Below are 22,100 nucleotides of genomic sequence, written 5' to 3'. Positions count from 1 at the left end.
CATGACCCGCATGACGCAAACGCAGGACCGAGCGCAACAGAGCTTCTGGCACAGGCTGCTGGACCGGCAGATTACGCGGCGGGGCGCAGTGGGCACGGCGGCGGCCGCCGCGACAGCACTCCCCTTTACCTTCAGCGGCGCGCAGGCGGCCGCCAACAACGGCGGACCGGTCAATGCGGCGAGCAGCGATCCCCGCACCACGCCGCCCTTCCGGCCCATCGACCCTGGCAACGCCGATACCATGACGCTGCCCGAGCGCTACCGCTTTCAGGTGGTGGCCCCGTGGGGCGAAGTGTTCACGGCGGATGGTCGAGAACTCGGCTTCAACCACGACTACGTCGGCTTCTTTCCCACCGATATGCTGACGGGTGGGCGCAGCAGCACCGACGCACTGCTCACCATCAACCACGAGTACGTAAACCCGCTGTTCGTGGGTGGCAACACCAAGGACCGCACGCCCGCGCAGATCGAAGCCGAAATGCGCGCCATGGGCGTCAGTGTGGTGCGTGTCCGCAAGGAAGGCGGGACCTGGAAAGTGGTGGTCGATCCGCGCAACCGCCGCATCGACGCCCTGACGGACATCGAACTGACCGGCCCCGTGCGCGGTACCGCCGCCGTGAAGGGCGCGACGATGGTGAAGGGCACCGTTGGCAACTGCTCGGGCGGCCAGACACCGTGGGGCACCCTGCTGACCTGCGAGGAGAACGTGGACGGCTATACCAAGAGCTGGGCGGGCAGCGGCTACGAGCCGATGCACCAGGGCTGGGTGACCGAGATCGACCCCTTTGACCCAACCTGGACGCCCAAAAAACGCACCGCGATGGGCCGCTTCCGCCACGAGAATGTGGCCGTAACGCTTACCAAAGACGGCCGCGTTGTGGGCTACATGGGCGACGATATGCAGGACTCGTGCGTGTACAAGTTCGTCAGCCGGGGCAAGTACGATCCCGCCGACCGCAACGCCAACCGCGACCTGCTGACCGAGGGCGACCTGTACGTGGCGAACTTCGGCAACGGCAGCTGGACCTTGCTGGATTTTGACAAGAACGCCAAGCTGAAGGAAGCCAAGGGCACCGACGGCAAGCCGCTGTTCGCCAACCAAGCCGACGTGCTCGCCGACGCCCGCGCCTCGGCCCTCGCGGTGGGCGGCACGCCGGTGGACCGCCCCGAGGACATCGAAATTCACCCCAAGACGGGCGAGGTCTACATCTCGCTGACGAACAACGCCAAGCACGGCAACTACTTTGGCCAGATCATCAAGTTCCGCGAGGACGGCGGCGACGCGGGGGCCGGCACGTTCCTGTGGGAGGTGTTCGCGGTGGGCGGGCCGCAGAGCGGTTTTGCCAGCCCCGATAACCTCGTGTTCGACCCGCACGGCAACCTGTGGATGGTGACCGACAACTCGGATCTGAGTACCAACCCCATCAAGGCGTACCACGGCAACAACGCGATGTTCTTCTTTCCCACTGAAGGGCCGAACGCGGGCCGCGCCTACCGCTTTGCCGTCGGCCCGGTAGACGCCGAACTGACGGGCCCGGTGTGGTCCCCCGACGGCAAGACGTTGTTCGTGTCGGTGCAGCACCCCGGTGAGGACAGCGAGGGGCTGGACAAGCTGCGCTCGAACTTCGCCGCCAAGCCCGGCACGAACATTCCGCGCCCCACCCTGGTCGCCATTGAGGGCTTCCCCGGTTGGGAGCGGGCGTGAGCACACTGCCCGGACGCAAGGCTCCGCCCATCGTTGGCCGCCCGGTGCTGCTGGAATACGCGGCCGACGATTTTCTGAACGAGGTCACCCGGCAAAAGCCCTGGAAACGTGCCCGCTGGGAGACGCTGTTGGAATCGCTGGATGCTTACCTGGGCGCTTCAGCCCCACTGCTCGCCTATACCCAACTGACCGGCGAGCAGTGGAGGCGCTCGCTGGAGGGGGCGGAGCACGAAGACGCCGCCGAGTTGCTGACCGAATTTCGCGCCTACCTGCGGGACTGGGGCTGGCTGGACTGCGCGCGACCTGTCAATTTGCCGGACTGAGAGCGGCTTGGAAGCGTGGGGCTGGCGCGGGTCCCCCTGCGCGGGCTGTACCCGTCACCCCCATCTTGGGCCGCGCCCTCTTCCACAGCGGAGAGGGGCTTTTCATTTGTTCGGCGGCTCCGGCACGCACGCTACGGGCATGGGCGCCGTGCCCGCGCGTGGGCAGGGACCGGGAAAAGTCTTGCCGGCCGCCCGATGTGGCTGAGCGGCCAGCAACAACCCATACGCCGAGACGGCCAGCACCACGGTCAGAAGCCCGGCGATAAGCGGAAGCGGCGTGCGGCGGTGGGGAAGCAGGGTGGGCATGCAGGGCAGTACGCAGCTCAACGCACTCCGGTTCCAGCCCGGGCCTTCAGCGGCTTTTCAGCTCGGTCCAAATGCGGTCATACAGGCGCGGCGTGCGGCCCCTCGGCAGCTCGTTGATGAACTCCACCCGGCCCGACTTGAGTTCCTCCTGACTGGGGTTGAACGCTTTTTGCCCCCTGAGGAAGGGATCGAGCAGAGGCGCGGCGGCGCGGTTGGGGTTGCCATAGAAGGTGTAGTTGCTGATGGCGGCGCTGACCTGCGGATCAAGCACATGGTCCACGAAGCGGCGGGCGAGCGCCGGGTTGGGGCTGCCGCGCAGGAGCACCAGCGTGTCCGTACTGATGGTGGTGCCCTCACGGGGCAGGAAGACCTTGAGGTCCGGATCCTCTGAGGCGCCCTGAAGCAGGTCTCCCACATAAATCTGTCCCAGATCCAGACGCCGGGCAAGCAGCTTGTTGCGAATCTCAGGGCCTCCGCTGAAGGACTCGAACCCCTTCTTGGCGACGGCTCTGCGCAGCAGATCCCGGGCGGCGCGCAGTTCCTCCACCCGGGTGCTGTTCACGCTGTACCCCAGGTACTTGAGGGCCGCGCCAATGACTTCGCGTGGATCGTCGAGGAGGGCGAAGCGCACCTTGTCCTCGGGGCCGAAAATGAGTTTCCAGCTTTCCTCGGTCGGCGCATAGCGCCCAGCGTTGTAGGCCAGGCCCGTCGCGGCGTACTGATAGGGAACGGTGTAGGTGTTGCCCGGATCGAAGTTGGGGTTCAGGAATCCGGCGGCAATGTTGCCGAAGTTCTTCAGCGTCTCGCGCCCCCGCATGGGCTGGAGGAGTCGCGCGCGAACCATCGTCTGCACCACGTAATTGCTGGGCGTTACCAGGTCGTAGCTTGCCCCGCCGCCCTGTAACTTGGCGAGCATGGCCTCATTGCTCTCAAAGGTGTCGATGATGACGCGCACGCCCTCGCGCTTCTCGAACGCCTTCACGGTCTCCGGATCGATGTAGTCGGACCACATAAAGATTCGCAGGGTCCGCCCGTCGTTGCGTACCGTGGGCGCGGGCGTGGTGGTGCCGTTGCCCTCGGCGGCGGTGTCCTTTTTCTCGATGCGGTGGCAGGCCATCAGGAGAACGGCCAACAGCAGAACGGCGCGCTTCACGGCTCTTCCTGCCGCATGGAGGGGCGCGTGCGCAGCAGGACGTTTCCGACGAGCAGCGCCACGACGGTAAACAGCACGAGCAGGGTGCTGAGGGCGTTGATGTCCGGCGTGACCCCACGCTTGACCGACGTGTAGATCAACACGGGCAGCGTGCGAAAGCCAGAGCCGCTCGTGAAGTACGTGACAACGAAGTCGTCCAGGCTGAGGGTAAAGGCGAGCAGCGCCCCTGCCAGCACGCCCGGCCACGCGAGGGGCAACACGACCTGCAGGAAGGAGCCCAGCCCCGTCGCGCCCAGGTCACGCGCCGCTTCCTCCAGCTCAGGGCCGTAGCCCGCCAACCGCGAGCGTACGGTGAGGGCCACGTAGCTGATCTGAAAGGTGACGTGCGCGAGCATGACCGTCCAGAACCCGTTCTCGAAGGTCCACCCGGCGTGTTCCAGCAGCCCCCGCAACAGGGCGTAGAACATCAGCAGGCCCACGCCCATCACCACGTCCGGCAAGACGATGGGCAGCACCAGCAGAAAGGTCAGCGGCGCGCGAAAGCGGAACGAATACCGCCACAGCCCCAGACCGACGAGGGTGCCCAGCACCGTACTGATCAGGGTGCTGCCCAACGCGACGAGCAGCGTGTTTCCGAGTGCGGCCCGCACGTCCGCCCGCCCGGCCAATACCGAATACCACTTCAACGTGAAACCTTGCCAGTTGGCCCCAAATCGGCTGTCGTTGAACGAAAACACGATCAGCACCAGGATAGGCAGATACAGAAAGGCGTACACGAGCCACGCCCAGGCCGAGAGGAGGGGGTGGGAGCGGCGGGTCATGGGCGCCACCGCCGCGCAGCGTGCAGCGCGCAGCGTGCGGAAAGCCAAAAAGGCCTCTGCACGCTGCCCTTTGCCCTCTGCGGCCCACGCTGCGCATCGGGCCTCACAGCAACTCCTCCAGCCCCTTTTGTCCCGCCGCACGCGCATACACCCACAGGCCGAGCAGCACGGCGCCCATCAGGAGGAAAGACAGCGCCGAGCCGTAGGGCCAGTCGCCCGCCTGCCCGAACTGGTTCTGCACCAGGTTGCCGATGAGGGCTGTTTTCGCACCGCCAAGAATGTCGCTGACCACAAAGGTGCCCAAGGCGGGAATGAAGGTGAGGAGAATGCCCGCCACCAGCCCCGGCAACGTCTGTGGAAACACACCCGCGAAAAAGGCACGGACCGGAGAGGCGCCGAGGTCCTGCGCGGCTTCCAGGAGCCGCCAGTCCACCTTTTCCACGCTGGAATACACGGGCAGCACGAAAAACGGCAGGAAGGCGTAGACCATCCCCAGGAAGGTGGCCGTCAGGCTTGGCACCAGATCGAAGGGGCGCAAAATGAGAATCCAGGCATACACGCGAATGAGGAAGTTGGTCCAGAAAGGGATGATCAGCAGGAGCAGCAGGAGGTTTTTCTTTCGGGCCGCCTGCCCGGCGATATAAAAGGCGAGCGGGTAACCCATCAACGTGCAGAGGAGGGTGCTGACGCCCGCCAGCCACACGCTGCGCCACAGCACCCGCAGGTTGTCCGTGACCCACTCCTGAAACAGCGTGTCGTACCCGAACACCCGGGCCCAGTTCTCGGGCGTCATCGGCTGCCCCACCTGCGCCAGGTCGGTGCGCGTGAGCAGCGAGTACCCGAGCATGATCAGCAGCGGCACGACGAGGAACGTACCGAGCCACAGCGTGCCTGGACCGAGGGTGGTGAGGAAACGGCGGAAGGTCATGGACGGCCCCGCTCCGCGCGATGTGGCCGCCCCGCAGCGAGCGGAGGGCAGCGCGCAAAGGGATTTTTGACTCTCTGCTCTCCCCACTTGGTCCTCTGCGCCGCGGACCGCGCTCCCCGCCTCATCCCTCCTCCAGAATCACCAGGTTCTCCGGCGGCAGGTACAGGGCGACTTCCTCGTCGTAGTCGAAGTCCTCGTCGGCCCCGATGTCGGCGTTGAGCTGAAAGGCCACCAGTTGCCCGCCGCTCGCCTCCAGCAGGTACTGGTTCTCGGCCCCGGTGTACACGATGTCGTCCACGCGGGCGCGAACCTCGTTGCCCTGGGTTTCCTCGTCGCGTTCCATCCGCAGCTTTTCCGGACGGATGGACAGCAGCACGTCGCGCCCGGCCGGGAGGCCCGAGCCGTAACGGGTGTGCAGGAGGCCGTGGGCGGTCTGCACCGTCGCGCCTTCACGGCTCGACTCCCGCACCGTGCCGGGAATGAGGTTGCTCTGGCCCAGGAAGCCCGCGACGAAGGCGGTGCGGGGGCGCTCGTAGAGGTCCTCAGCACGGCCCAGTTGCTCAATGCGGCCCCGGTTCATGACGGCGATGCGGTCACTCATGACGAGGGCTTCCTCCTGATCGTGGGTGACGAACACGAAGGTCATGCCCAGGGATTCTTGCAGGGCCGACAGCTCCACCTGAAGCTCCTTGCGGAGCTTCAGGTCCAGCGCCGACAGGGGCTCGTCGAGCAGCAGCACTTCCGGCTCGTTGACGATGGCGCGCGCGAGGGCCACCCGTTGCCGCTGCCCACCAGAGAGCTGATCGGGACGGCGGCGGGCGAGTTCCCCGATTCGGACGGTTTCCAGTGCCCGGCCCACACGCCCGCGAAGTTGTCCGGTGGGAACACGCTTTTGCCGCAGCCCAAAGGCCACGTTGTCAAACACGGTCATGTGCGGAAAGAGGGCGTAGCTCTGAAACACCGTATTGACGGGACGGCGGTGGGGCGGAATGCCCGTCATGTCGTGGCCACCGATCAGCACGGTACCCGCGTCGGCGGCCTCGAAGCCGGCCAGGATGCGGAGCAGGGTGGTCTTGCCGCAGCCCGAGGGACCGAGGAGGCTGAAGAACTCGCCCCGGCGAATGTCGAGGTCGATGTCATCCAGCACCCTTGTTTCGCCGCCTGTGGGAGTCCGGAAGCTCTTGAATACGTCCACGACGCTGACGGCAGCATCAGGAGAGAGTTCACGCGTGCGTTTGCCTTTAAAAACGACTTGATTTATGCCCGTACCCTCCGCATAGAACTACAACTGCCTAATTGTAGGGGACGCCAGAGCAGATGCAGGCGGCGCAAGTTCAGTCGCCCTCCCGGTACAGCACCACCCGTTGGAGCTGCGCGTCCCACACGCAGAAGCGGCCCGTGCGGGCGCTGCCAAGGTCCAGGTAGACCACGCCCTGCCCTTCCAGGTCCACCAGCGGGCGCGGCTGGGGCGTGTGACCGTGGACGGAATACCTCAACTCGGGGAAGACGTGGGTGGGGAGCGGGTGCAGACCCGTCTTGGGACGGTCCCACAGGTACCCGCGGTCCAGCAGCTCATCTGGCGTGCGGCCCAGGCTGGGGCGGGCGGCGTGGGCGCACAGCATCTTACCCTCCACGTGGTAGGGGCGGGCCAGGCGGGCGAAGCGGCCCAGATCGTGCATTACATCCCCGACAGCGCGGCCGTTTCCACCGTACGCCGCGAACAGCTCGTGCCCCTCGCGCCGGAACCACTTCTCCCGTCCGGAAGGCGAGAGCCGCGCCGTCTCCTGCCAGACCCAGTGTTCGTGGTTGCCCCACAGCAACCTGGCGCGGCCCTCTTCGGCCAGCCGCAACGCGAGGCGCAAAGTTCGCCGCGAATCCGGTCCGCGGTGGATCAGGTCGCCCAGCAAGATGAGGTGGCGGCCCGGAAAGCGCTCCTGCACCCACTCCAGAAACTGGGGACAGCCGTGAAGATCGGGGATGACGACGGACCTCACGGCAATCATTCCGACAGGCGCACGCCCAGCAGGAAGGCGAGGTCCGCAAGCTGCGCGGCCTCCACCACGACCTGCTCCAGTTCGGGCAGGCCGATTCTGAGGCCGGACAGGTTGGAGCCTCTCAGGTCTGCGGCCGGCATCTTCGCTCCTCGAAAGTCGGTCCGGCGCAGGGTGCAGCGCTGAAAGACCGCGCCGGGCAGCCTGGCGTCCATAAAGGTGGCCTCGGAGAGGTCGCAGTCCTCCAGCCAGAGGGCCTTGGCGTCCACCTTCAGGAAAAGGGCCAGCCCGGCCTGCACGCGCGTCAGGCGGACGTGCCCCAGTACGGCCTCTGGCGCTTGAAAGCCCAGAAGGCGGCAGTCGGTAAACTGCGCCCGCTGCACGCCCGTCTCCGTCCACTTTGCCCCAGACAGGTCACTGCCCTCGAAGCGCACGTCCCGCAAGCGAACGTGGGACCACGCGGCCTCACGGAGGTTGACCTCCCGGAACACGCAGGCCTCGAAGGTCACGGCGTGCAGCGCCCGGCCCGACAGGTCCTGCCCCTCCAGCACCGCGCTCCGGTACACACCCTCGTCTTCGAGATGTTCGGGAAACAGGGGCCGCAGGCCACCGCGCGGGAACTTGGGGACCTGGGGAGGCCTGGAAGCGGCGACCGTCACAGCGTCAAAATCTCGTGCCCCTTCGGCGTGACCACCACCGTGTGCTCGAACTGGGCGCTGGGCGACTTGTCGGCAGTCACCACCGTCCAGCCGTCGGGCATCAGGCGCGTCTCGGGCCGCCCGAGGTTGATCATCGGCTCGATGGTAAAGACCATGCCGGGTTGCAATTTGAGGCCCGTGTAACGCGCTCCCCAGTGGTAGATGGTGGGTTCCTCGTGCAGCCGCTTGCCGATGCCGTGGCCAGTGTACTCGCGGACCACCGACAGCCCCCGCGACTCGGCGAGGGTCTGGATGGCGTGACCGATGTCTCCCGTGCGGCCGCCGGGACGAACGGTTTCGAGGCCTGCCGTCAGACACTCGTGGGTGGTGTCCACCAACTTCTGCACGTCGTCCGTCACCTTCCCGACCGTGTAGGTGTAGCACGCGTCGCCGTACACGCCCTCCATCAGCACCCCGATGTCCACGCCCACGATGTCGCCCTCGAGGAGGGCGCGGTCGGTAGGGATGCCGTGGCAGATCACCTCGTTGACCGAGATGCACAGCGTGGCGGGAAAGGGGTTGTTCTTGGGGCCGTAGCCGACGTAAGCGGGGATGGCCCCCTTGCCCCGGATATGTTCTTCCGCGAGGCGGTCGAGTTCCTTGAGGGTCACGCCGGGTTTGACGTAGGGCTCGAGCACCCGGAAGGTCTCGGCCACGAGCGCTCCTGCGCGGCGCATGGCTTCGATCTCACGGACAGATTTCAGGGCGATACGGCTCATTTGACCTCCGGTTGACCCGCCCGGCAGGGCCCGCAGAGCGGCGCAACACCGCAGGAGCAGAGAGGGGTTCTGCGAAATGGAGAACCCTCCAGCGCTTTTCTGGGGGATCTGGAACGGAGCGGAAGCCGTGACATAGCGGAACAGGCTAGCACGCCCCTCCTGGCCCGTGGCCCGCGCGCCTCACGGTAGGCTACCGGGTATGAAAGTCGTCATCAGTGTGGATATGGAAGGCGTGTGCGGCGTTTCGAGCTGGGTGCAGGTCAGCCCTCCCGAATTCGGCGGTCTTGTAAACGGCACCGAGTACCAGGCCGCACGCGAACGGATGACGCTGGAGGCCGCGGCGGCTGCCGAGGGCGCGCTGGCGGGTGGGGCCAGCGCCGTGCTCGTCAACGATTCGCACGACACCATGCGCAACCTGCTGCCCGAGCTGCTGCCCGAACAGGTGCGCTTTACCACCGGCAACGACAAACCCCTCAGCATGGTGCAGGGCGTGCAGGAACCAGGCGTGGGCGCGCTGCTGTTCCTCGGCTACCACGCGCGGGCGGGAAGCGTGCGCGGGCCCCTCGCCCACACCTGGAACGGCTTTATTCGCAACGTCCGTATCGGTGGCCGTGACACAGGCGAGTACGGCCTCAATGCCCTGATCGCGGGACACTACGGCGTGCCTGTGGTCTTCGCGGCCGGAGACGACGTGGCGATGGCCGAGATTCGGGACGAGCTGGGGGAAGGGGTGGTGTGCGTGCCGGTGAAAGAAGGGCTGAGCACCTACGCCGCGGTTCACCTTCACCCCCGAGAGGCTCAACGCCGCATCCGTGAGGGGGCCGAGCAGGCGGTCAGGACCGCGGATCAGGCCAGGCCCTACACAACCCGCTGGCCCGCCCGCACAGAGCTGTCGTTCGACCGACAGGCGCGGGCGGACCAGTGTGAGCGGATGCCGGGTGTGGAGCGGGTGGACGGCGTAACGGTGGCCTGGAACAGTCCCGACGCCCTGCACCTGTTCGGCACGTTCCGCACCCTGGCGCGGGCGGCCGATATCAACGTGAACGCCTGAGGACGCGGCACCGCCCCCCCTTTACCGCCGGACCTTCTCCCCCAGGGGCACGGTCAGGTTGTCCAGCGTTTCAGGCGGGTTATTCCCCAGCGCGGGGAGTCCCTGAGCGGCCGCGCCCGCGGCCGCCGGACCCACCGCCTGAAGCGCGAGGATCATCTGCACCACGTCGCTGATCTGACCGGTGGTCTGCCCCGCCGCCCCGCCCTCCGCCCCACCACTGATGGTGACGAGCTTGGCCTGCGCCAGCGCCCTGGCAATCTCGGGCACGAGGTCCGGCAGCATCTCGATCTGGCGGTAGCGCAGGTACGCCTCGCCGCCCTCCACGATGGCGCGGTTGACCTGCCGGATGCTCTCGGCGTTGGCCTCCGCGAGGCGCAGGATGCGGATGGCCTCGGCCTCGGCAGCGGCCTGGGCCTGAATCCGGACGCGCTGGGCGTCTGCCTCGGCCTGGGCGAGCTGGGTGGCGCGCAGCTCGGCCCCGCGCTGGGTGGCGAGGGCGTCTTGCTTCAGCGCCTCGGCCTCGGCAACCAGGGCCGCGTTGGACGCCTGGGTCTGCGAGAGCTCACGGCTCTTGTCGCTGATGGCGCGCTCGGCCTCGATCTGTGCTTCCCGGGCACGGCGGCCCTGCTGGGTGGCGACGATCTCGGCGTTGGCGCTCGCTTCCGCCGCCGACTGCCGCCGCCGGGCTTCGGCCACCTCGCTCTGCACCACCTTGATGTTCAGCGAGTTGAAGATCAGGCCCAGGTCCGTCAGCTCCTTGGAACACGCCTTGCGGATGATGATGGCGAGGGGATCGTCGTCGTCCTCCACCACCGAGGAAGGCACCGGACGCCCCGCCTGCACGCCCGGTTCCTCGGCGTGGACGATGGCCGTCGTCGCCACGGCGTCTTTTGGGAGCACGGCCGCCGACTTGGCCGAGAACAATTGATCGTGCGTCAGCAGGTTGATGGCGCGCCGCCCCGCCGAGGAGAGCAGGTCGTTCAAGATCGCCATCTGCTCCTCTTGCGGCTTGCTGAAAAAGCGGTTGGCCGCCGTCTTGATCAGGGCGTCTGTGTCGCCCACGCTCACGATGGCGCTCGCCAGCACGCGCACCTTGATGGGCCGCGGAATTCCGGCGGTGTCGATGTCCGCCGTCTGGTCCGTGATATCGAGGTCCACGTTGATCGCCTTGCTGCTGAGCGTGGTGCCAGTGGTGAGCAGCGGCACCTCGAACGATTTGCCGGGACCACGGTAGATGCGGGTGCCGCCCTGCAACCAGCTCACGAGGCGGATGGTGCCCGCCTGCACGTTACGCAAGAAGGTGCTGACGAGCAGCGGAATGACGATGAGCACCACGAGGAGGATCACCACGATGCCGACGAGTCCGTTCAGTTCCATATTGTAGAGCCCCGCTTTCCGGTTTGAAGCCGGGGAGAAAGGAAAGGCCAGTTTGCCCACCAGCTCACTTGACTTTGGACACCACGCACGCGCCGCTGCCAGGCTGCACTTCCCGCACAAGCACGCGGTCTCCGCGGCGCACCCGCACACCCTGATCGCGCTCGCCCACCGTGAGCGTGGCGAGGACCTGCCGCACCTGCCCGTCGAGTTCCAGCGTGATCAGGCCCTGGCCCGCCGCGTTGAAGGTGGTCACCGCCTCGCCGCGCGTCATCACGGCGCTGTCGAGGGTGTGCGCGGGGCGCGAGGCGAAGCGCAGCAGAAAGCTCCAGTAGGGCCGGATCAGCAGCAGTTCGAACAGCACGCCGCCCACCAGCGCGATCAGAAGGCCGAGGAGGCCGTGGGGCGGAACCACCAGCCCGGTCATGCCGAAGCCGAGGATCACGCTGAACAGCACGCGCGGCGAGGCCAGGGCGAGCAGGTCCAGGGCTGGAGAACCGGGCGGTGCGTGGGGCGCGGCGTGCCCATGTCCGGGAAGACCGTGCTCGGGAGACAGGTGGCTCCCCGGATCGTGGCCAGGGGTGTGCCCGCCGTGCCCGTGGCCCAGGTCGTGTCCATGTCCAGAAGAGTGGGCGTGACTGTGGCCGTGTCCCAGCGCTGCCATGCCGATCAATCCGGCGAGGCCGAGGATCACCGCGTCCACCGCGAGGCTCATCACCCCACGAGTATGCGCCGGCCCTGCGCCAGATTTCGGCGCATGTAAAACGAAGTTCCGTTACCCTGGCGAGAACAGTTTCGCGCTTGCAGCCCTGGTGTAACCGTCCAGCGTCAAACGGTCAAACAGCCACCACGGTGCAGCGGCCACCAGCTCCAGTGGGTTGCGCTCACCACTCGAAAAACAGTGCGCCGCCCCCGCAAAAGGTTGTGCCAGCGCCTCAGCTCCCGGGCGTCCTCCGGAGCCAACCCTTCCAGTTCACGCGCCGAGTACACCTCACCCAGCCGGCCCACACCGGGCACCAGCCCGCCCACCACCGCTTCGCCAGAGCGGGAGGACCGGTGGCGGGTGGGCCCCTCGCACTCCAGCATGTGACCGTAGCGGCAAGGTCGGTGCAGGGCACCCCGGCGTCCATGACGCCGATCACAGGCACCCGGCGGTGAACGCGCATCTCCACCCGGCCCCACCGGTGGGAGGCCGCAGGGTGAAAGGGCTGCGTCGGGCCGTCCGGCATAGAAAAGGCGAAAGCGTCCAGATGCCACCCCGTCTCGCGCAGGCAGCGGCGGAGGTCCGCCCGGAGCCAGGGAGAGGGATCGCCGGTCAGCCGCGCCAAGGCTCCGGCCAGCCACACCGCCGCCACGGAGGACGCGCGCGCGCGCGCCCTCCCCTATTTCAGCTCGGCGCGCAGGCGCTCCACATCCGCGCGCCAGGCTTCGGCGTCCTCGCCCTCCCACAACTCGGGCAGTTCGCTCTCCGGGCCGAGCGCCCGCATCACCGCCTCCAGGGCCGACTCGCGCAAGCCCGCCAGTTCCGCCGCGTCCACACCCGCCACCCAGGCGCGCAGGGCCGCGCCGGTAAGGCTGGACGTATCTCCCGTCAGCACGGCGGCCAGGATTTCAGCGGCGGCGAGGGTGCGGTGGCCTTCCTCCGCAGCGAGGAACTCCGTGTCGGGGTCCAGCGCCACGTCGAAGGCCTCGGCCAGAGCGAACGCGCCGTCCTGCACCACTTCCTCCGCGAAGGCCGCGCCCACCTCATTCTCGAAACTGCCGGTGCCCCAAATATTCATGGGTCTATTGTGCCAGCCCGGTTCGCAGCCAGTGGGCCCGGTCCGGGCGGCCCGCAGCGGCCGTTTCCCGCGCGGCCCGCTCGTGATCGTAGGGCACGGCGTGGTGATCCACCTGCCAGCCCCCGCAGGTCCGGGTCAGGACGGCGTAGCGGGCGTGTGGGCTGAAATTCTCGGCGACGTAGGGGGATGGTGCGGCGTCGGTATACGCGGGCAGCCCAACACTGCCGGGATTGACCACGAGCGGCCCACCCGGAAGCTGAACCACACGCGGCAGGTGGGTATGGGCGCAGACGACGACGGAAGCGGCCACCTCGCCCAGCCGGTCCCGAATCTCTTCCGGCGTGGCGGGCCGCGCCCCCTGCGGCGTGACCGTCAACATCAGGTGTTGGCGGTTGCCCGTGGGCGTGCCGTGAAAGCAGAGCACGCCTTCCAACGGCAACGTGAGGGGCAGCCCGGCCAGAAAGGCCCCCGCTTCCTCGGTCAGCGGTCCACACTCAGGGGCCAACTCCTCGTCGTGGTTGCCGCGCACCCCGGGAAAGCCCATCACCCGCTCCACGCAGCCCGGCGCGTCGAGATTGCCCCACAGCACGTCTCCGAGGTTGACGGTCAGGTCCACCGCCTGCCCCCGAATATGCTCGAGTACAGCGTCCAAGGCGTAGACATTGGCGTGAATGTCGGCAATCAGGGCGAGGTGCATAGGGGATGATGGCGCAAATGGGTGGAACGGCAGCAGTCTGGTACGCACTCCAATTGAATTGCTTACGAAGTGATTGGGTTCGAGGGGCTGCTCCTCATCCCCCCATCAGACACCTACCCCCCGCCCGTACCTCTCCTCCACATACTTTTCCAGCAGGTCCTGAAAGTCCTCCGCGATGCGCGGGCCCTTCAGGGTGGTCAGCAGCTTGCCGTCCTGGTACACGGGGGCGCGGGGGTCCTCGCCGGTGCCGGGCAGTGAGATGCCGATGTTGGCGTGTTTGCTCTCGCCGGGGCCGTTCACGATGCAGCCCATCACGGCCACCTGCATGTCCTCCACGCCGGCGTACTTGGCCTTCCATTCGGGCATGGCGTCGCGGATGTGGTTCTGGATTTGTTGCGCAAGGCCCTGGAAGAAGGTGGACGTGGTGCGTCCGCAGCCGGGGCAGGACGTGACCTGGGGCAGAAACTGGCGCAGGCCGAGGCTCTGGAGAATCTGCTGCGCGACCTCCACCTCCAATTTGCGCGGCGCGCCGGGTTCGGGCGTCAGCGACACGCGGATGGTATCTCCGATCCCGTCCACCAGCAGTGGCGCGAGGGCCACGGAGGAGGCCACCATGCCTTTCATGCCCATGCCCGCTTCGGTCAGGCCGAGGTGCAGCGGGTAGTCGCACTGGGCAGCCAACTGACGGTAGACCTGCCACAGCTCAGGCGCGGAGCTGACCTTCACCGAGATCAGGATGCGGTCGTGCGGCAGCCCCAGTTCCTCGGCGTAGCGGGCCGAGTCGAGGGCGGAGACCACCATCGCGTCGATCATTACGTCGGTGCCCGATTTGGGGCTGCCGCGCCGGGCGTTTTCGTCCATCAGGCGGGCGAGGACCTGTTGGTCCAGCGAGCCCCAGTTCACACCGATGCGGACAGGCTTGCCGAAGTCCTTCGCCACCTCGATCATCGTCGCGAAGTTGACGTCGTGGTGCTGCCCGGCCCCCACGTTCCCGGGGTTGATGCGGTACTTGGCGAGCAGGCGGGCCGCCTCCGGGAATTCCCGCAGCAGGATGTGCCCGTTGTAGTGGAAGTCGCCCACGATGGGCACGTCAATGCCGAGGTCATGCAGCCGGGACACGATCTCGGGGAGGGCGGCGGCGGCCTCGCGGGTGTTGACCGTCACGCGCACGATCTCAGACCCCGCGCGGGCAAGCTGGGCCACCTGAATGGCGGTGGCCTCGGCGTCGGCGGTGTCGGTGTTTGTCATGGACTGCACGGCGATGGGGTGCGCGCTGCCGACGGGCACGTTCCCCACCCAGGCGGTCACGGTTCGGCGGCGGACGTGGAGGGGCGCGGTCATGTCCCCAGTGTAGGCGCGGGGGGGCGGGACGTTTCAGGCAGGAGGGACACCATCGGTGGGAACTGCCCCGACTTCCCGTCTGGACGGAGCGGGATCCTTGGCCCCGCCTGCGCCCCTTTGCCTATAGCATGCGCACATGACCGACGAGCCGCCCCAGCCCCCGCGTCCACCCCTGGGACGGCACCCGCAGGCCGAGGAGCAGGTTGCCCCCCTTCCCCCGGTTCGACTGGAAAAAGGTGGAGGCGGAGAGGCGGGCGGGCCGTCCCCACAGCCCGTGGCCCTGCGCCCGGTGGCTCCCAACGTTCAGGTCTATCCGATGGCCTTTACCGGCGAGGCGGGCGAATACTTCCGCATCTGGATCGTGAACACCGCGCTGAGCATCGTGACGCTGGGGCTGTACCTGCCCTGGGCGCGGGTACGGCAACGGCAGTATTTCTACGGCCACACCTGGCTGGACGGCCACAACTTCGAGTACACCGCCGAACCGCTGGCCCTGCTGCGCGGCTACCTGATCGTGGGCGCATTTTTCCTGACCTACACGCTGTCGCAGAACTTTGAGAAGACCTATTGGCTGGCGGGCCTGATCGCCGTACTGTTCTTCGTGCTGTACCCCTGGCTGGTTATGAAGTCGCTGCGCTTCACGGCGGCGAACACGGCACACCGGGGCCTGCGCTTCCGTCACCACGGGCAGGCGGGCGAGGCGTACCTGGCCTATGGGCTGGGCAACATCGTTGGGGGCTTGTCGAGCGCGCTGGGCCTGCCGTGGGCATGGTTCATGCAGCGGCGCTTTCAGGTGCACAACGCCGCCTACGGCAACGCCCGGGCCACCTTCCGGGGCGACGTGGGGCAATTTTACCTCATCGGGCTGACTGGGCTGGGCCTGACCATCGGCGGGACGGTTCTGCTGGCGGTGCCCCTGATCGCCGTGTTTGCCGTGGTGGGGGGTCTACGGAGCAACCTGGACGACTGGAGCTGGACGGGGATCGCCGTCGCTGTGGGGGCCGCGTACCTTGCCTTTCTGGCCCTGTATGTGGTGGCGTGGCAGTACGTCCGCGCCGCCACCATGCGCTACGTCCTCAACCATGTGGAGATCGGCGGCGTGGTCCGCACCGGGGCTTCCTTCAGTCCATGGCGGCTGGTGTGGATCAGCCTGACCAACCGGCTGGCGCAGGTGTTCACGCTGGGGCTGGCCACCCCCTGGGCCGACGTGCGCCGCGCCCGCTACGTCGCGCAGGGCGTGCATGTGCGGGCCATTGCGCCGCTGGACGACTTCGCGGCGGACGTGACGCTGGGCGAGAGTGCGCTGGGCGAGGCCGCCACCGAACTGCTCGACATCAACCTGGGATTCTGACCCCGCCGAACTCCCACTCCCCGAGGTGCCCCTTGACTTCTCCTTCTCTCCCCCTTCTCTCGCTGTCCGGCGTGGCCTTCGACGGGCGCAGCAGCCGGCATCACCAGGCCACGCTGGATGTGGCAGGCGAGCGCGCGACGCTGCATATCGAGGGCGGCACCGAGACGCGCTGGCCCCTGCGCCAACTGCGCATTGACCCGCCCATTCCCGGTGTGCGGCGGGTGCTGAAGTTTCCAGACGGCGCGCGCTTCGAGACGCCAGACGACGCGGGGGTCACGGCCCTGGAGGCGCGGCTCGGCCGCAACCGTGCGCTGAGCGGCGTGCGGCGGCTGGAGGCGCGGTGGTGGACGGCCCTGGGGGCGCTGGGGCTCACGCTGGCGCTATCGGTGGCGTTCGTGGTGTTCGGAATCCCAATGCTGGCTCGCGGCGCGGCGAGCGCCACCCCCCGGAGCGTGCTGGTGGCCTTTGACCGGGAAACGGTGGAGTTTCTGGACCAGGGCCATTATCTGGGCCCCAGCCACCTCAGCGGGGCGAAGCAGGCGCAACTTCAGGCAGGCTTCCGGCAGGTCACCAAGTGGGCGGGTGGCAGCTACCCCTACCGGCTGCTGCTGCGCGACGGCGCGCCGAACGGGGCTCCTTTCGAGATCGGCGCGAACGCATTTGCGCTGCCCAACGGCACCGTGGTGATGACCGATCAGCTCGTGGCCCTGTCGCGCTCGGACCGCGAACTGCTGGGCGTGCTCGCCCACGAATCGGGGCACGTGACCCACCGGCACGCCCTGACCGGGGTATATCAGGGCCTGGGCCTGACCCTCCTCACCGTGGCGGTGACGGGGGACCTGATCAGCGCGGGCACCTTCGCCGCCGCCGTGCCGGCCTCGCTGCTGCAACGCGGCTACTCCAGAGACGCGGAGACGCAGGCCGACGAGGTGTCGGGCCGCTTTCTGATGGGGGCCTACGGCAGCACCAAGCCCCTGCGGGACATCCTGGGACGTCTGGAAACCGAGGACAAGAACGCCGACGAGAACAGCGTAAAGGCGGAGCACCGCGTCGAAGACCTGCTGCAGACCCACCCCGGCACCCTGGACCGCATCCGCCACCTGCGGGAGATTGAGAACGCGCAGAAGCCGGGCTAAAGCTTCACACCCGCCCGCCCCGGCTGCTGCCCCGCATCACTCCTCCCGCGATCAGGTGGGCGGCCCGCAGGGGCTCGGGAATGCGCCCGGTCACCGTGAGGGCAGCGAGGGATTGCCCAGCCTCGTCGAGGTCCAGCCCCACCCGCTGCACGTACACGCCCCCACACGGCTCCATCGGCCCGAGAGCCTCGATCAAGCGCCACTTGCGCGCTCCGCCCGGTACGCGCGTGAGCAGCGCGGTGCGGATGCGGTCGAGATTCGGCGCCCGCCGGGCCACGATCAGGACGGGCAACCCCGTGGCCGAGCGCAGCGTGGGGGCGTCTACCACGTTGAAGCCTGCCAGCGCCACGCCCTGAAGCAAAATCAGCTGCAGGTGCCCGGCCGCGCCACTTTCCTGCACGAGGCGCGCGAGTTCGGGCGTGCTGTTGCGCCCGTCGCGCCGGACCCGTCCGCTGACCACTCCGTGCAGGGTCCATCCTGCGAACACTGTGCCAAAGACGCGCACATCGCCGCGGTGCTCACGGGCGAAGGGCGAGTCGTCAAAGCCGATGGCGTGGGAAAGGGGCATGGACGGCAGCCCTCAGGAGTTCCCGCAACGGCTGCCAAATGTCTGACGGGCCGCCCCGACGGCTTCACGGTGCCGCTCGGCCCAGTGCCGCCCGCCGCAGAAGGCCGCGCTCAGACCACCGCCCATATCTGTCAGCCCGCACTTCACCTGGGGCGGAATAACGGGATAGACCGTGCGCGGCACCGGCCCGCCGGTCCCCATCTGCCGCAGGGCCTTCGTCAGCGTCTTCTGGCTCAAGCCGCCCATCCACTCGCCCACCTGGGTAAAGCGCAGCCGCCCGTGGTCTGCGGGGACCTCCAACGCGGTCACCGTCCACTTGTCGGCCACCCGTCCGGTAATCTCGCGCGGCAACCGGTCCAACCCTGGACCAGTCTCTGCAGGCGGCGTGTAAAGACCGGGGAAAAGCGTTCCCCGTACCAGTCTGGCCCCTTCAACGTCCACCACAGCTTCACTCTCCTTTCGGTAAGTATGACCCTTTCAGGTGCTTACTTCCCAAAAGCGCGTGTCTATTCTACGCTCCTTGTCAGGAGGAACACCATCCTGATTCCGGGCGGTGGCTCGGGCATCGGCCAGGCCCTCGCGCAGCAGTTTCACGCGCTCGGCAACGCGGTCATCACCGCGGGGCGGTAGGCGCAGCTGAACGCGGTGTCGGCGACAAATCCGGGCGTGCATCCCCGGATCCTCGACATCGAGGAACCGGGCGCCATCCAGCGTTTTACGGCGGAGCAGCTGCGCGCCTTTCCGGCGCTGAACGTTGTGATCCACAACGCGGGCATCGTGCGCGGCGAGAACCTGCGGGCCGGCCCGCTGGAGGTGGCTGAAGCGACGATCGCCACCAATCTGCTGGGGCCCATTCGCCTGAACGCCGCGTTGCTGCCGCACCTGCTGACCCAGCCGCGGGGCACCGTGTTGGCCGTCTCCTCGGGCATCGCCTTCGCGCCCAAGGCGGGTAACCCGGGCTACGGGGCCACAAAGGCGGCCATTCACCCGTACACCCAGGCGCTGCGCCACCAGTTGCGGGACACCCAGGTGCAGGTGATCGAACTGATTCCGCCCTTCGTGCAGACGGAGCTTCAGGGCCCGGCGCAGGCTACTAACCCGCATGCCCTGGCGCTGGCGGACTACATCCGCGAAACGGTGGAGATTCTGTCCAGCACTCCGGACGTGACCGAGGTGATCGTCGAACGCGTCAAGCCCCAGCGCTGCGCCGAGGCGCGGGGCGAGTACGGCACCGTTTTCCAGCAGTACAGCGAACGGGCGGCGATCACCAAGCTCTGAGCGGGCCCTGGGCCCCAGCGCCAGAGAAGTGGGCTGCACCCAGCGGCTGTCCGAACGGTTCGTGAAGGTGCAGGCGAATGGCGCACGCTTTTGCCCTCTGGAGGCGTCGACCAGGGCCAGGCAGCGACCTCCACCTGACGGACAGCGGTGTCCGCGGGGTCCTTCGCAGGCGGCCCACGCTGCGCCCGGTATTCAGCCCGATCTGTCCCGGGCGCAGGCCGAAGGCAGCGTGAGCAGCAACGTGGTGAAGGGGATGCGCAGGCGCATCTTCAGCCCTCCAGCGCTCCCTCGATGTCCGTGAGCAGGTCCGAAATGTCCTCGATGCCCACCGACACCCGCAGCAGGTTCGGCGTGATGCCCAGGCGGCGGCGCTCGGTCTCCGGCAAGGCACGGTGCGAGGTGCCCCATGGCCAGGAGAGGGTGGTCACCACGTCGGCGAGGCTGGGCGCGAGGGGAATGCGGCCCGCCAGCGCACGGACAAAGGCGGGGGCATCGTCGATGTCAGCGCTGAGCATCCCGCCGAAACCATTCGGATAGAGTTCGGCGGCCCGCTTGAACTGTGCGTGGTCCGCCAGACCGGGGTGGTATACGGCCCGTACGCGCGGGTGATTTGCCAGCACGTCGGCCACAGCCTGCGCGTTACCGGAGTGGGCCCGCATCCGCAGGCCCAGCGTCTTGAGGCCCTGCACCGTCATCCACGCGTCAAAGGCGCTCATGGTTCCGCCCAGCCGCAGCAGGCGGGTCCGGGCCGAGGCAATCAGGTCCGCGCGCCCGCAGGCCACACCGCCAAACGCGTTGCTGTGTCCGCTGAGGTATTTGCTGATGGAGTGCGTTACCAGATCGGCCCCATGCAGCGCCGGGCGAAACACAGCGGGGCTCGCGAAGGTGTTGTCCACGCTCAGCACCGAGCCGCGCGCGTGGGCGAGTTCGGCCAGGCGGGGCACGTCGGGCACGGTCATGAGTGGGTTGGTCAGGCTTTCGACGTGCAACACACGCGTTTCGGGCCGAAAGGCCGCTTCTACCTCGGCGGGGTTGCAGGCGTCCACGAAGGTGGTAGTGATGCCCAGACGGGGAAACTCTTCTGCGAGCAGGGCGTAAGACACGCCGTAGACGCGGGCATCGGCCACCACGTGATCACCGGCCCGCAGCACACCGAGCAGCGCGGCGCTGATGGCGGCCATCCCGCTTCCGGCAGCCAGGGCCGCGTCAGTGCCTTCCAGCGTGGCGAGGGCGCGCTCCAGGGTGGCCGCATTGGGCGTGCCGTTACGGTAGTAAAAGCTGCTGGGCTCCTCGCCGCTCATGGCACGTTCCAGGGCGTCCAGATCGGGATAGGCGTACACGGTGGACTGGTACAGGGGTTCCACCAGCGGCACGCTGCCGTTGGGACGCGCTTCCTCGCCCGAGCGGGCGGCCAGCGTGGTCAGATCGTAGTCGGAGGTGGACATGGGGGGAGAATACGGGAGGCGGGGCGGTTCAGGGATGGGGCAGGTTAGGGGTGGGCACGTACACACGGCGGGCCGCGTCACTTCTGCTGGCGATAAGCCTCAATCCATGCGGGCAGCTTGTTTGGAGGAGGGGGATCAGCGATGCCGGTCCAACCGTTTTGAAACAGCACGCTGTGGGCGGTTGCACCGCCCACGAGCAGCTCCATTGCACGACGGGGCACCGCAGTAAACAGGTTCCGGGGCAGTGACTTCGCCGCCGATCCAGCGGAAGGAGACCCAGCGCGTTCCGAGTGGATAGGCCGTCACGCAGGGAAAGGGAGGCGTGTTGCAGGAGGTTTACCCAACCTAAGCCTGTAAAGCGGCCACTTCCATCCCCTGAGCACACGTACGCGCGCCAAGCGTCTCGAAAACCGGCCTCCTGACTTCAACGGGAGCGGCGGCGTCCGCCCGCTTCACCGCTTCAAAAAAAGCCTGAAAGGCGCACGTCGTTGCTCCGGACCCCAGAGGAAAAACCCCAGCGCGAAGAGCGTGATCAGCCGCCTTCTTCTCCCGTCCTGCCCGCCCACACCCGCCTCAGGTGAGCCCACCCCTCCTACTCCTCGCCTGCCCACAGGCCCTGCCGTTTCAGCGCCGCAACCAGATGCGGCTCGCGGCCCTCCATGCTGCCGCCCGGAGCCCAGTACGCGCGCAGGAGCCGCGCCCAGTCGCCCGGGTGGTCCCGCCGCGCGGCGATGGGGTTCATCAGCTCCACCGCCTCCCGCAGCTCTTCGGGCGTGCCGTCACGGTAGCGGTCCTCGTGGACAACGAGGGGCCGGGGCACGCGCGGGCGCAGGGGCGGCTGCTCGGCGGGCGTGCCGATGGTCAGCGCGGCAAAGGGCAGTACGCCCTGGGGAAGCTCCAGCAGATCCAACAGGCCGCCGAGCCCGTTCAGGACCCCACCGATCCAGCAGCCCTGGTACCCCAGCATCTCAGCGGCGGTCAGCAGGTTCTGCCCAGCCATCACCGCGTCGCCAATGCCGAAATGCACGGCAACAGCGGGCCAGTGGCCCACGTGGTTTCCGGTGGCTCCCAGAATTTGCCCGGTGCGCCGCACATCCAGGCAGACGGTGAGGGCCTCGGACGCGGTGGCGATATGGGCGTTGTTCGTCAGTTCAGCGGCGCGGGCGCGAACCTCCGGGTGCGTGAGGCGAATCAGGGAATAGAGTTGTGCGGTGGCGTCGGTAGGGGCCCGCTGGGCGGCGTGCAGAATGGCTTCCAGATGCTCCGGAGGCAGGGGCAGCGGGGAGCCGTCCTCACGCGTTACGTAGCGGCGGACGGTGCGGTGGGCGTCGTAGAAGGCCCGCACTTCCTCGGGCGTGCGGGCAGGACGAACCGGGAGCGAGGTGGTCACGCGGGGCAGCATACGCCGGGGAGCAGAGGGCAAAAAGCTGGTGG

At 67.7% G+C, this 22,100-nt stretch carries 25 protein-coding genes; 7 read left to right on the top strand and 18 right to left on the bottom strand.

Annotated features, from left to right (window positions below):
* Positions 1-10: 10 nt before the first annotated feature.
* Together B9A95_RS20175 and B9A95_RS20170 are read left to right on the top strand one after the other, a co-directional pair.
* On the top strand, positions 11-1,705 hold the full coding sequence (locus B9A95_RS20175; protein WP_084050861.1) for a PhoX family protein: 1,695 nt from the start codon (positions 11-13) through the stop codon (positions 1,703-1,705).
* Complete coding sequence (locus B9A95_RS20170; RefSeq protein ID WP_084050860.1) at positions 1,702-2,028, top strand: hypothetical protein; 327 nt, start codon at positions 1,702-1,704, stop codon at positions 2,026-2,028. The genes B9A95_RS20175 and B9A95_RS20170 overlap by 4 nt, the downstream gene beginning before the upstream one ends.
* 102 nt (positions 2,029-2,130) lie before the next feature.
* Here the strand turns inward: B9A95_RS20170 and B9A95_RS32560 are convergent, their stop codons facing one another.
* The 8 genes from B9A95_RS32560 to map all read right to left on the bottom strand — a co-directional run bounded on the left by B9A95_RS32560 (position 2,131) and on the right by map (position 8,644).
* A complete protein-coding gene (locus B9A95_RS32560) occupies positions 2,131-2,334 on the bottom strand; it encodes a hypothetical protein (RefSeq protein WP_139806910.1) in 204 nt (67 codons plus the stop codon).
* Positions 2,335-2,380: 46 nt separating this feature from the next.
* Positions 2,381-3,487: a polyamine ABC transporter substrate-binding protein gene (locus B9A95_RS20165; protein ID WP_084048913.1), complete on the bottom strand. Its 1,107-nt coding sequence runs from the start codon at positions 3,485-3,487 to the stop codon at positions 2,381-2,383.
* The gene (locus B9A95_RS20160) at positions 3,484-4,308 is read right to left on the bottom strand and encodes an ABC transporter permease (protein WP_084050859.1); all 825 of its coding nucleotides are present in this window, start codon (positions 4,306-4,308) and stop codon (positions 3,484-3,486) included. The genes B9A95_RS20165 and B9A95_RS20160 overlap by 4 nt, the downstream gene beginning before the upstream one ends.
* Positions 4,309-4,411: 103 nt before the next feature.
* Positions 4,412-5,236, bottom strand: a complete 825-nt coding sequence (locus B9A95_RS20155) for an ABC transporter permease (RefSeq protein ID WP_084048912.1) — start codon at positions 5,234-5,236, stop codon at positions 4,412-4,414.
* Positions 5,237-5,357: 121 nt separating this feature from the next.
* Complete coding sequence (locus B9A95_RS20150; RefSeq protein WP_212648356.1) at positions 5,358-6,383, bottom strand: ABC transporter ATP-binding protein; 1,026 nt, start codon at positions 6,381-6,383, stop codon at positions 5,358-5,360.
* 187 nt (positions 6,384-6,570) lie between these two features.
* A complete protein-coding gene (locus B9A95_RS20145) occupies positions 6,571-7,230 on the bottom strand; it encodes a metallophosphoesterase (RefSeq protein WP_170928726.1) in 660 nt (219 codons plus the stop codon).
* 5 nt (positions 7,231-7,235) lie between these two features.
* Positions 7,236-7,886, bottom strand: coding sequence for a pentapeptide repeat-containing protein (locus B9A95_RS34010; RefSeq protein WP_170928725.1), 651 nt, complete (start codon positions 7,884-7,886; stop codon positions 7,236-7,238).
* Positions 7,883-8,644: a type I methionyl aminopeptidase gene (gene map, locus B9A95_RS20135; protein ID WP_084048909.1), complete on the bottom strand. Its 762-nt coding sequence runs from the start codon at positions 8,642-8,644 to the stop codon at positions 7,883-7,885. The genes B9A95_RS34010 and map overlap by 4 nt, the downstream gene beginning before the upstream one ends.
* 199 nt (positions 8,645-8,843) lie before the next feature.
* Here map and B9A95_RS20130 point away from each other — a divergent pair, with 199 nt between their 5' ends.
* Positions 8,844-9,695: a M55 family metallopeptidase gene (locus B9A95_RS20130; protein WP_084048908.1), complete on the top strand. Its 852-nt coding sequence runs from the start codon at positions 8,844-8,846 to the stop codon at positions 9,693-9,695.
* Between the two features lie 21 nt (positions 9,696-9,716).
* Here B9A95_RS20130 and B9A95_RS20125 read toward each other — a convergent pair whose 3' ends face one another.
* The 6 genes from B9A95_RS20125 to ispG all read right to left on the bottom strand — a co-directional run bounded on the left by B9A95_RS20125 (position 9,717) and on the right by ispG (position 14,888).
* Complete coding sequence (locus B9A95_RS20125) at positions 9,717-11,072, bottom strand: flotillin family protein (protein WP_139806908.1); 1,356 nt, start codon at positions 11,070-11,072, stop codon at positions 9,717-9,719.
* 64 nt (positions 11,073-11,136) lie between these two features.
* Positions 11,137-11,784 (bottom strand): hypothetical protein, encoded by a 648-nt coding sequence (locus tag B9A95_RS20120; protein ID WP_084048906.1) that lies wholly within the window; start codon positions 11,782-11,784, stop codon positions 11,137-11,139.
* A gap of 220 nt (positions 11,785-12,004) precedes the next feature.
* Positions 12,005-12,424, bottom strand: coding sequence for a hypothetical protein (locus tag B9A95_RS32550; RefSeq protein WP_139806906.1), 420 nt, complete (start codon positions 12,422-12,424; stop codon positions 12,005-12,007).
* A 27-nt stretch (positions 12,425-12,451) separates the two neighbouring features.
* A complete protein-coding gene (locus B9A95_RS20110) occupies positions 12,452-12,850 on the bottom strand; it encodes a DUF4259 domain-containing protein (protein ID WP_084048904.1) in 399 nt (132 codons plus the stop codon).
* A 4-nt stretch (positions 12,851-12,854) separates the two neighbouring features.
* A complete protein-coding gene (locus tag B9A95_RS20105; RefSeq protein ID WP_084048903.1) occupies positions 12,855-13,547 on the bottom strand; it encodes a metallophosphoesterase family protein in 693 nt (230 codons plus the stop codon).
* Positions 13,548-13,652: 105 nt separating this feature from the next.
* Complete coding sequence (gene ispG / locus B9A95_RS20100) at positions 13,653-14,888, bottom strand: flavodoxin-dependent (E)-4-hydroxy-3-methylbut-2-enyl-diphosphate synthase (RefSeq protein WP_084048902.1); 1,236 nt, start codon at positions 14,886-14,888, stop codon at positions 13,653-13,655.
* Between the two features lie 136 nt (positions 14,889-15,024).
* On the opposite strand from ispG, the gene B9A95_RS32545 reads away from it, so the two are divergent.
* Both B9A95_RS32545 and B9A95_RS20095 read left to right on the top strand, forming a co-directional pair.
* Positions 15,025-16,239 (top strand): YjgN family protein, encoded by a 1,215-nt coding sequence (locus B9A95_RS32545; protein ID WP_139806905.1) that lies wholly within the window; start codon positions 15,025-15,027, stop codon positions 16,237-16,239.
* Between the two features lie 32 nt (positions 16,240-16,271).
* On the top strand, positions 16,272-17,375 hold the full coding sequence (locus B9A95_RS20095) for a M48 family metallopeptidase (RefSeq protein WP_139806904.1): 1,104 nt from the start codon (positions 16,272-16,274) through the stop codon (positions 17,373-17,375).
* A 4-nt stretch (positions 17,376-17,379) separates the two neighbouring features.
* Here the strand turns inward: B9A95_RS20095 and B9A95_RS20090 are convergent, their stop codons facing one another.
* The gene (locus B9A95_RS20090) at positions 17,380-17,943 is read right to left on the bottom strand and encodes an endonuclease dU (RefSeq protein ID WP_084048900.1); all 564 of its coding nucleotides are present in this window, start codon (positions 17,941-17,943) and stop codon (positions 17,380-17,382) included.
* Between the two features lie 12 nt (positions 17,944-17,955).
* Entirely contained in the window at positions 17,956-18,387 is a 432-nt protein-coding gene (locus B9A95_RS20085; protein WP_245808405.1) for a winged helix-turn-helix transcriptional regulator, read from the bottom strand.
* Between the two features lie 24 nt (positions 18,388-18,411).
* On the opposite strand from B9A95_RS20085, the gene B9A95_RS35615 reads away from it, so the two are divergent.
* Together B9A95_RS35615 and B9A95_RS20080 are read left to right on the top strand one after the other, a co-directional pair.
* A complete protein-coding gene (locus tag B9A95_RS35615) occupies positions 18,412-18,573 on the top strand; it encodes a hypothetical protein (protein ID WP_245808404.1) in 162 nt (53 codons plus the stop codon).
* Positions 18,574-18,609: 36 nt separating this feature from the next.
* On the top strand, positions 18,610-19,221 hold the full coding sequence (locus B9A95_RS20080; RefSeq protein WP_245808403.1) for an SDR family NAD(P)-dependent oxidoreductase: 612 nt from the start codon (positions 18,610-18,612) through the stop codon (positions 19,219-19,221).
* 269 nt (positions 19,222-19,490) lie between these two features.
* Here the strand turns inward: B9A95_RS20080 and B9A95_RS20075 are convergent, their stop codons facing one another.
* Complete coding sequence (locus B9A95_RS20075; protein WP_084048899.1) at positions 19,491-20,666, bottom strand: trans-sulfuration enzyme family protein; 1,176 nt, start codon at positions 20,664-20,666, stop codon at positions 19,491-19,493.
* A gap of 592 nt (positions 20,667-21,258) precedes the next feature.
* Positions 21,259-22,068, bottom strand: a complete 810-nt coding sequence (locus B9A95_RS20070) for a nitroreductase family protein (protein ID WP_084048898.1) — start codon at positions 22,066-22,068, stop codon at positions 21,259-21,261.
* Positions 22,069-22,100 lie beyond the last annotated feature (32 nt).

Origin of the sequence: Deinococcus hopiensis KR-140 (assembly GCF_900176165.1) — a bacterium.
Lineage (GTDB): Bacteria > Deinococcota > Deinococci > Deinococcales > Deinococcaceae > Deinococcus > Deinococcus hopiensis.
Note: the sequence above shows the minus strand (reverse complement) of the source record. Positions and strands in the feature narration are given on the sequence as shown.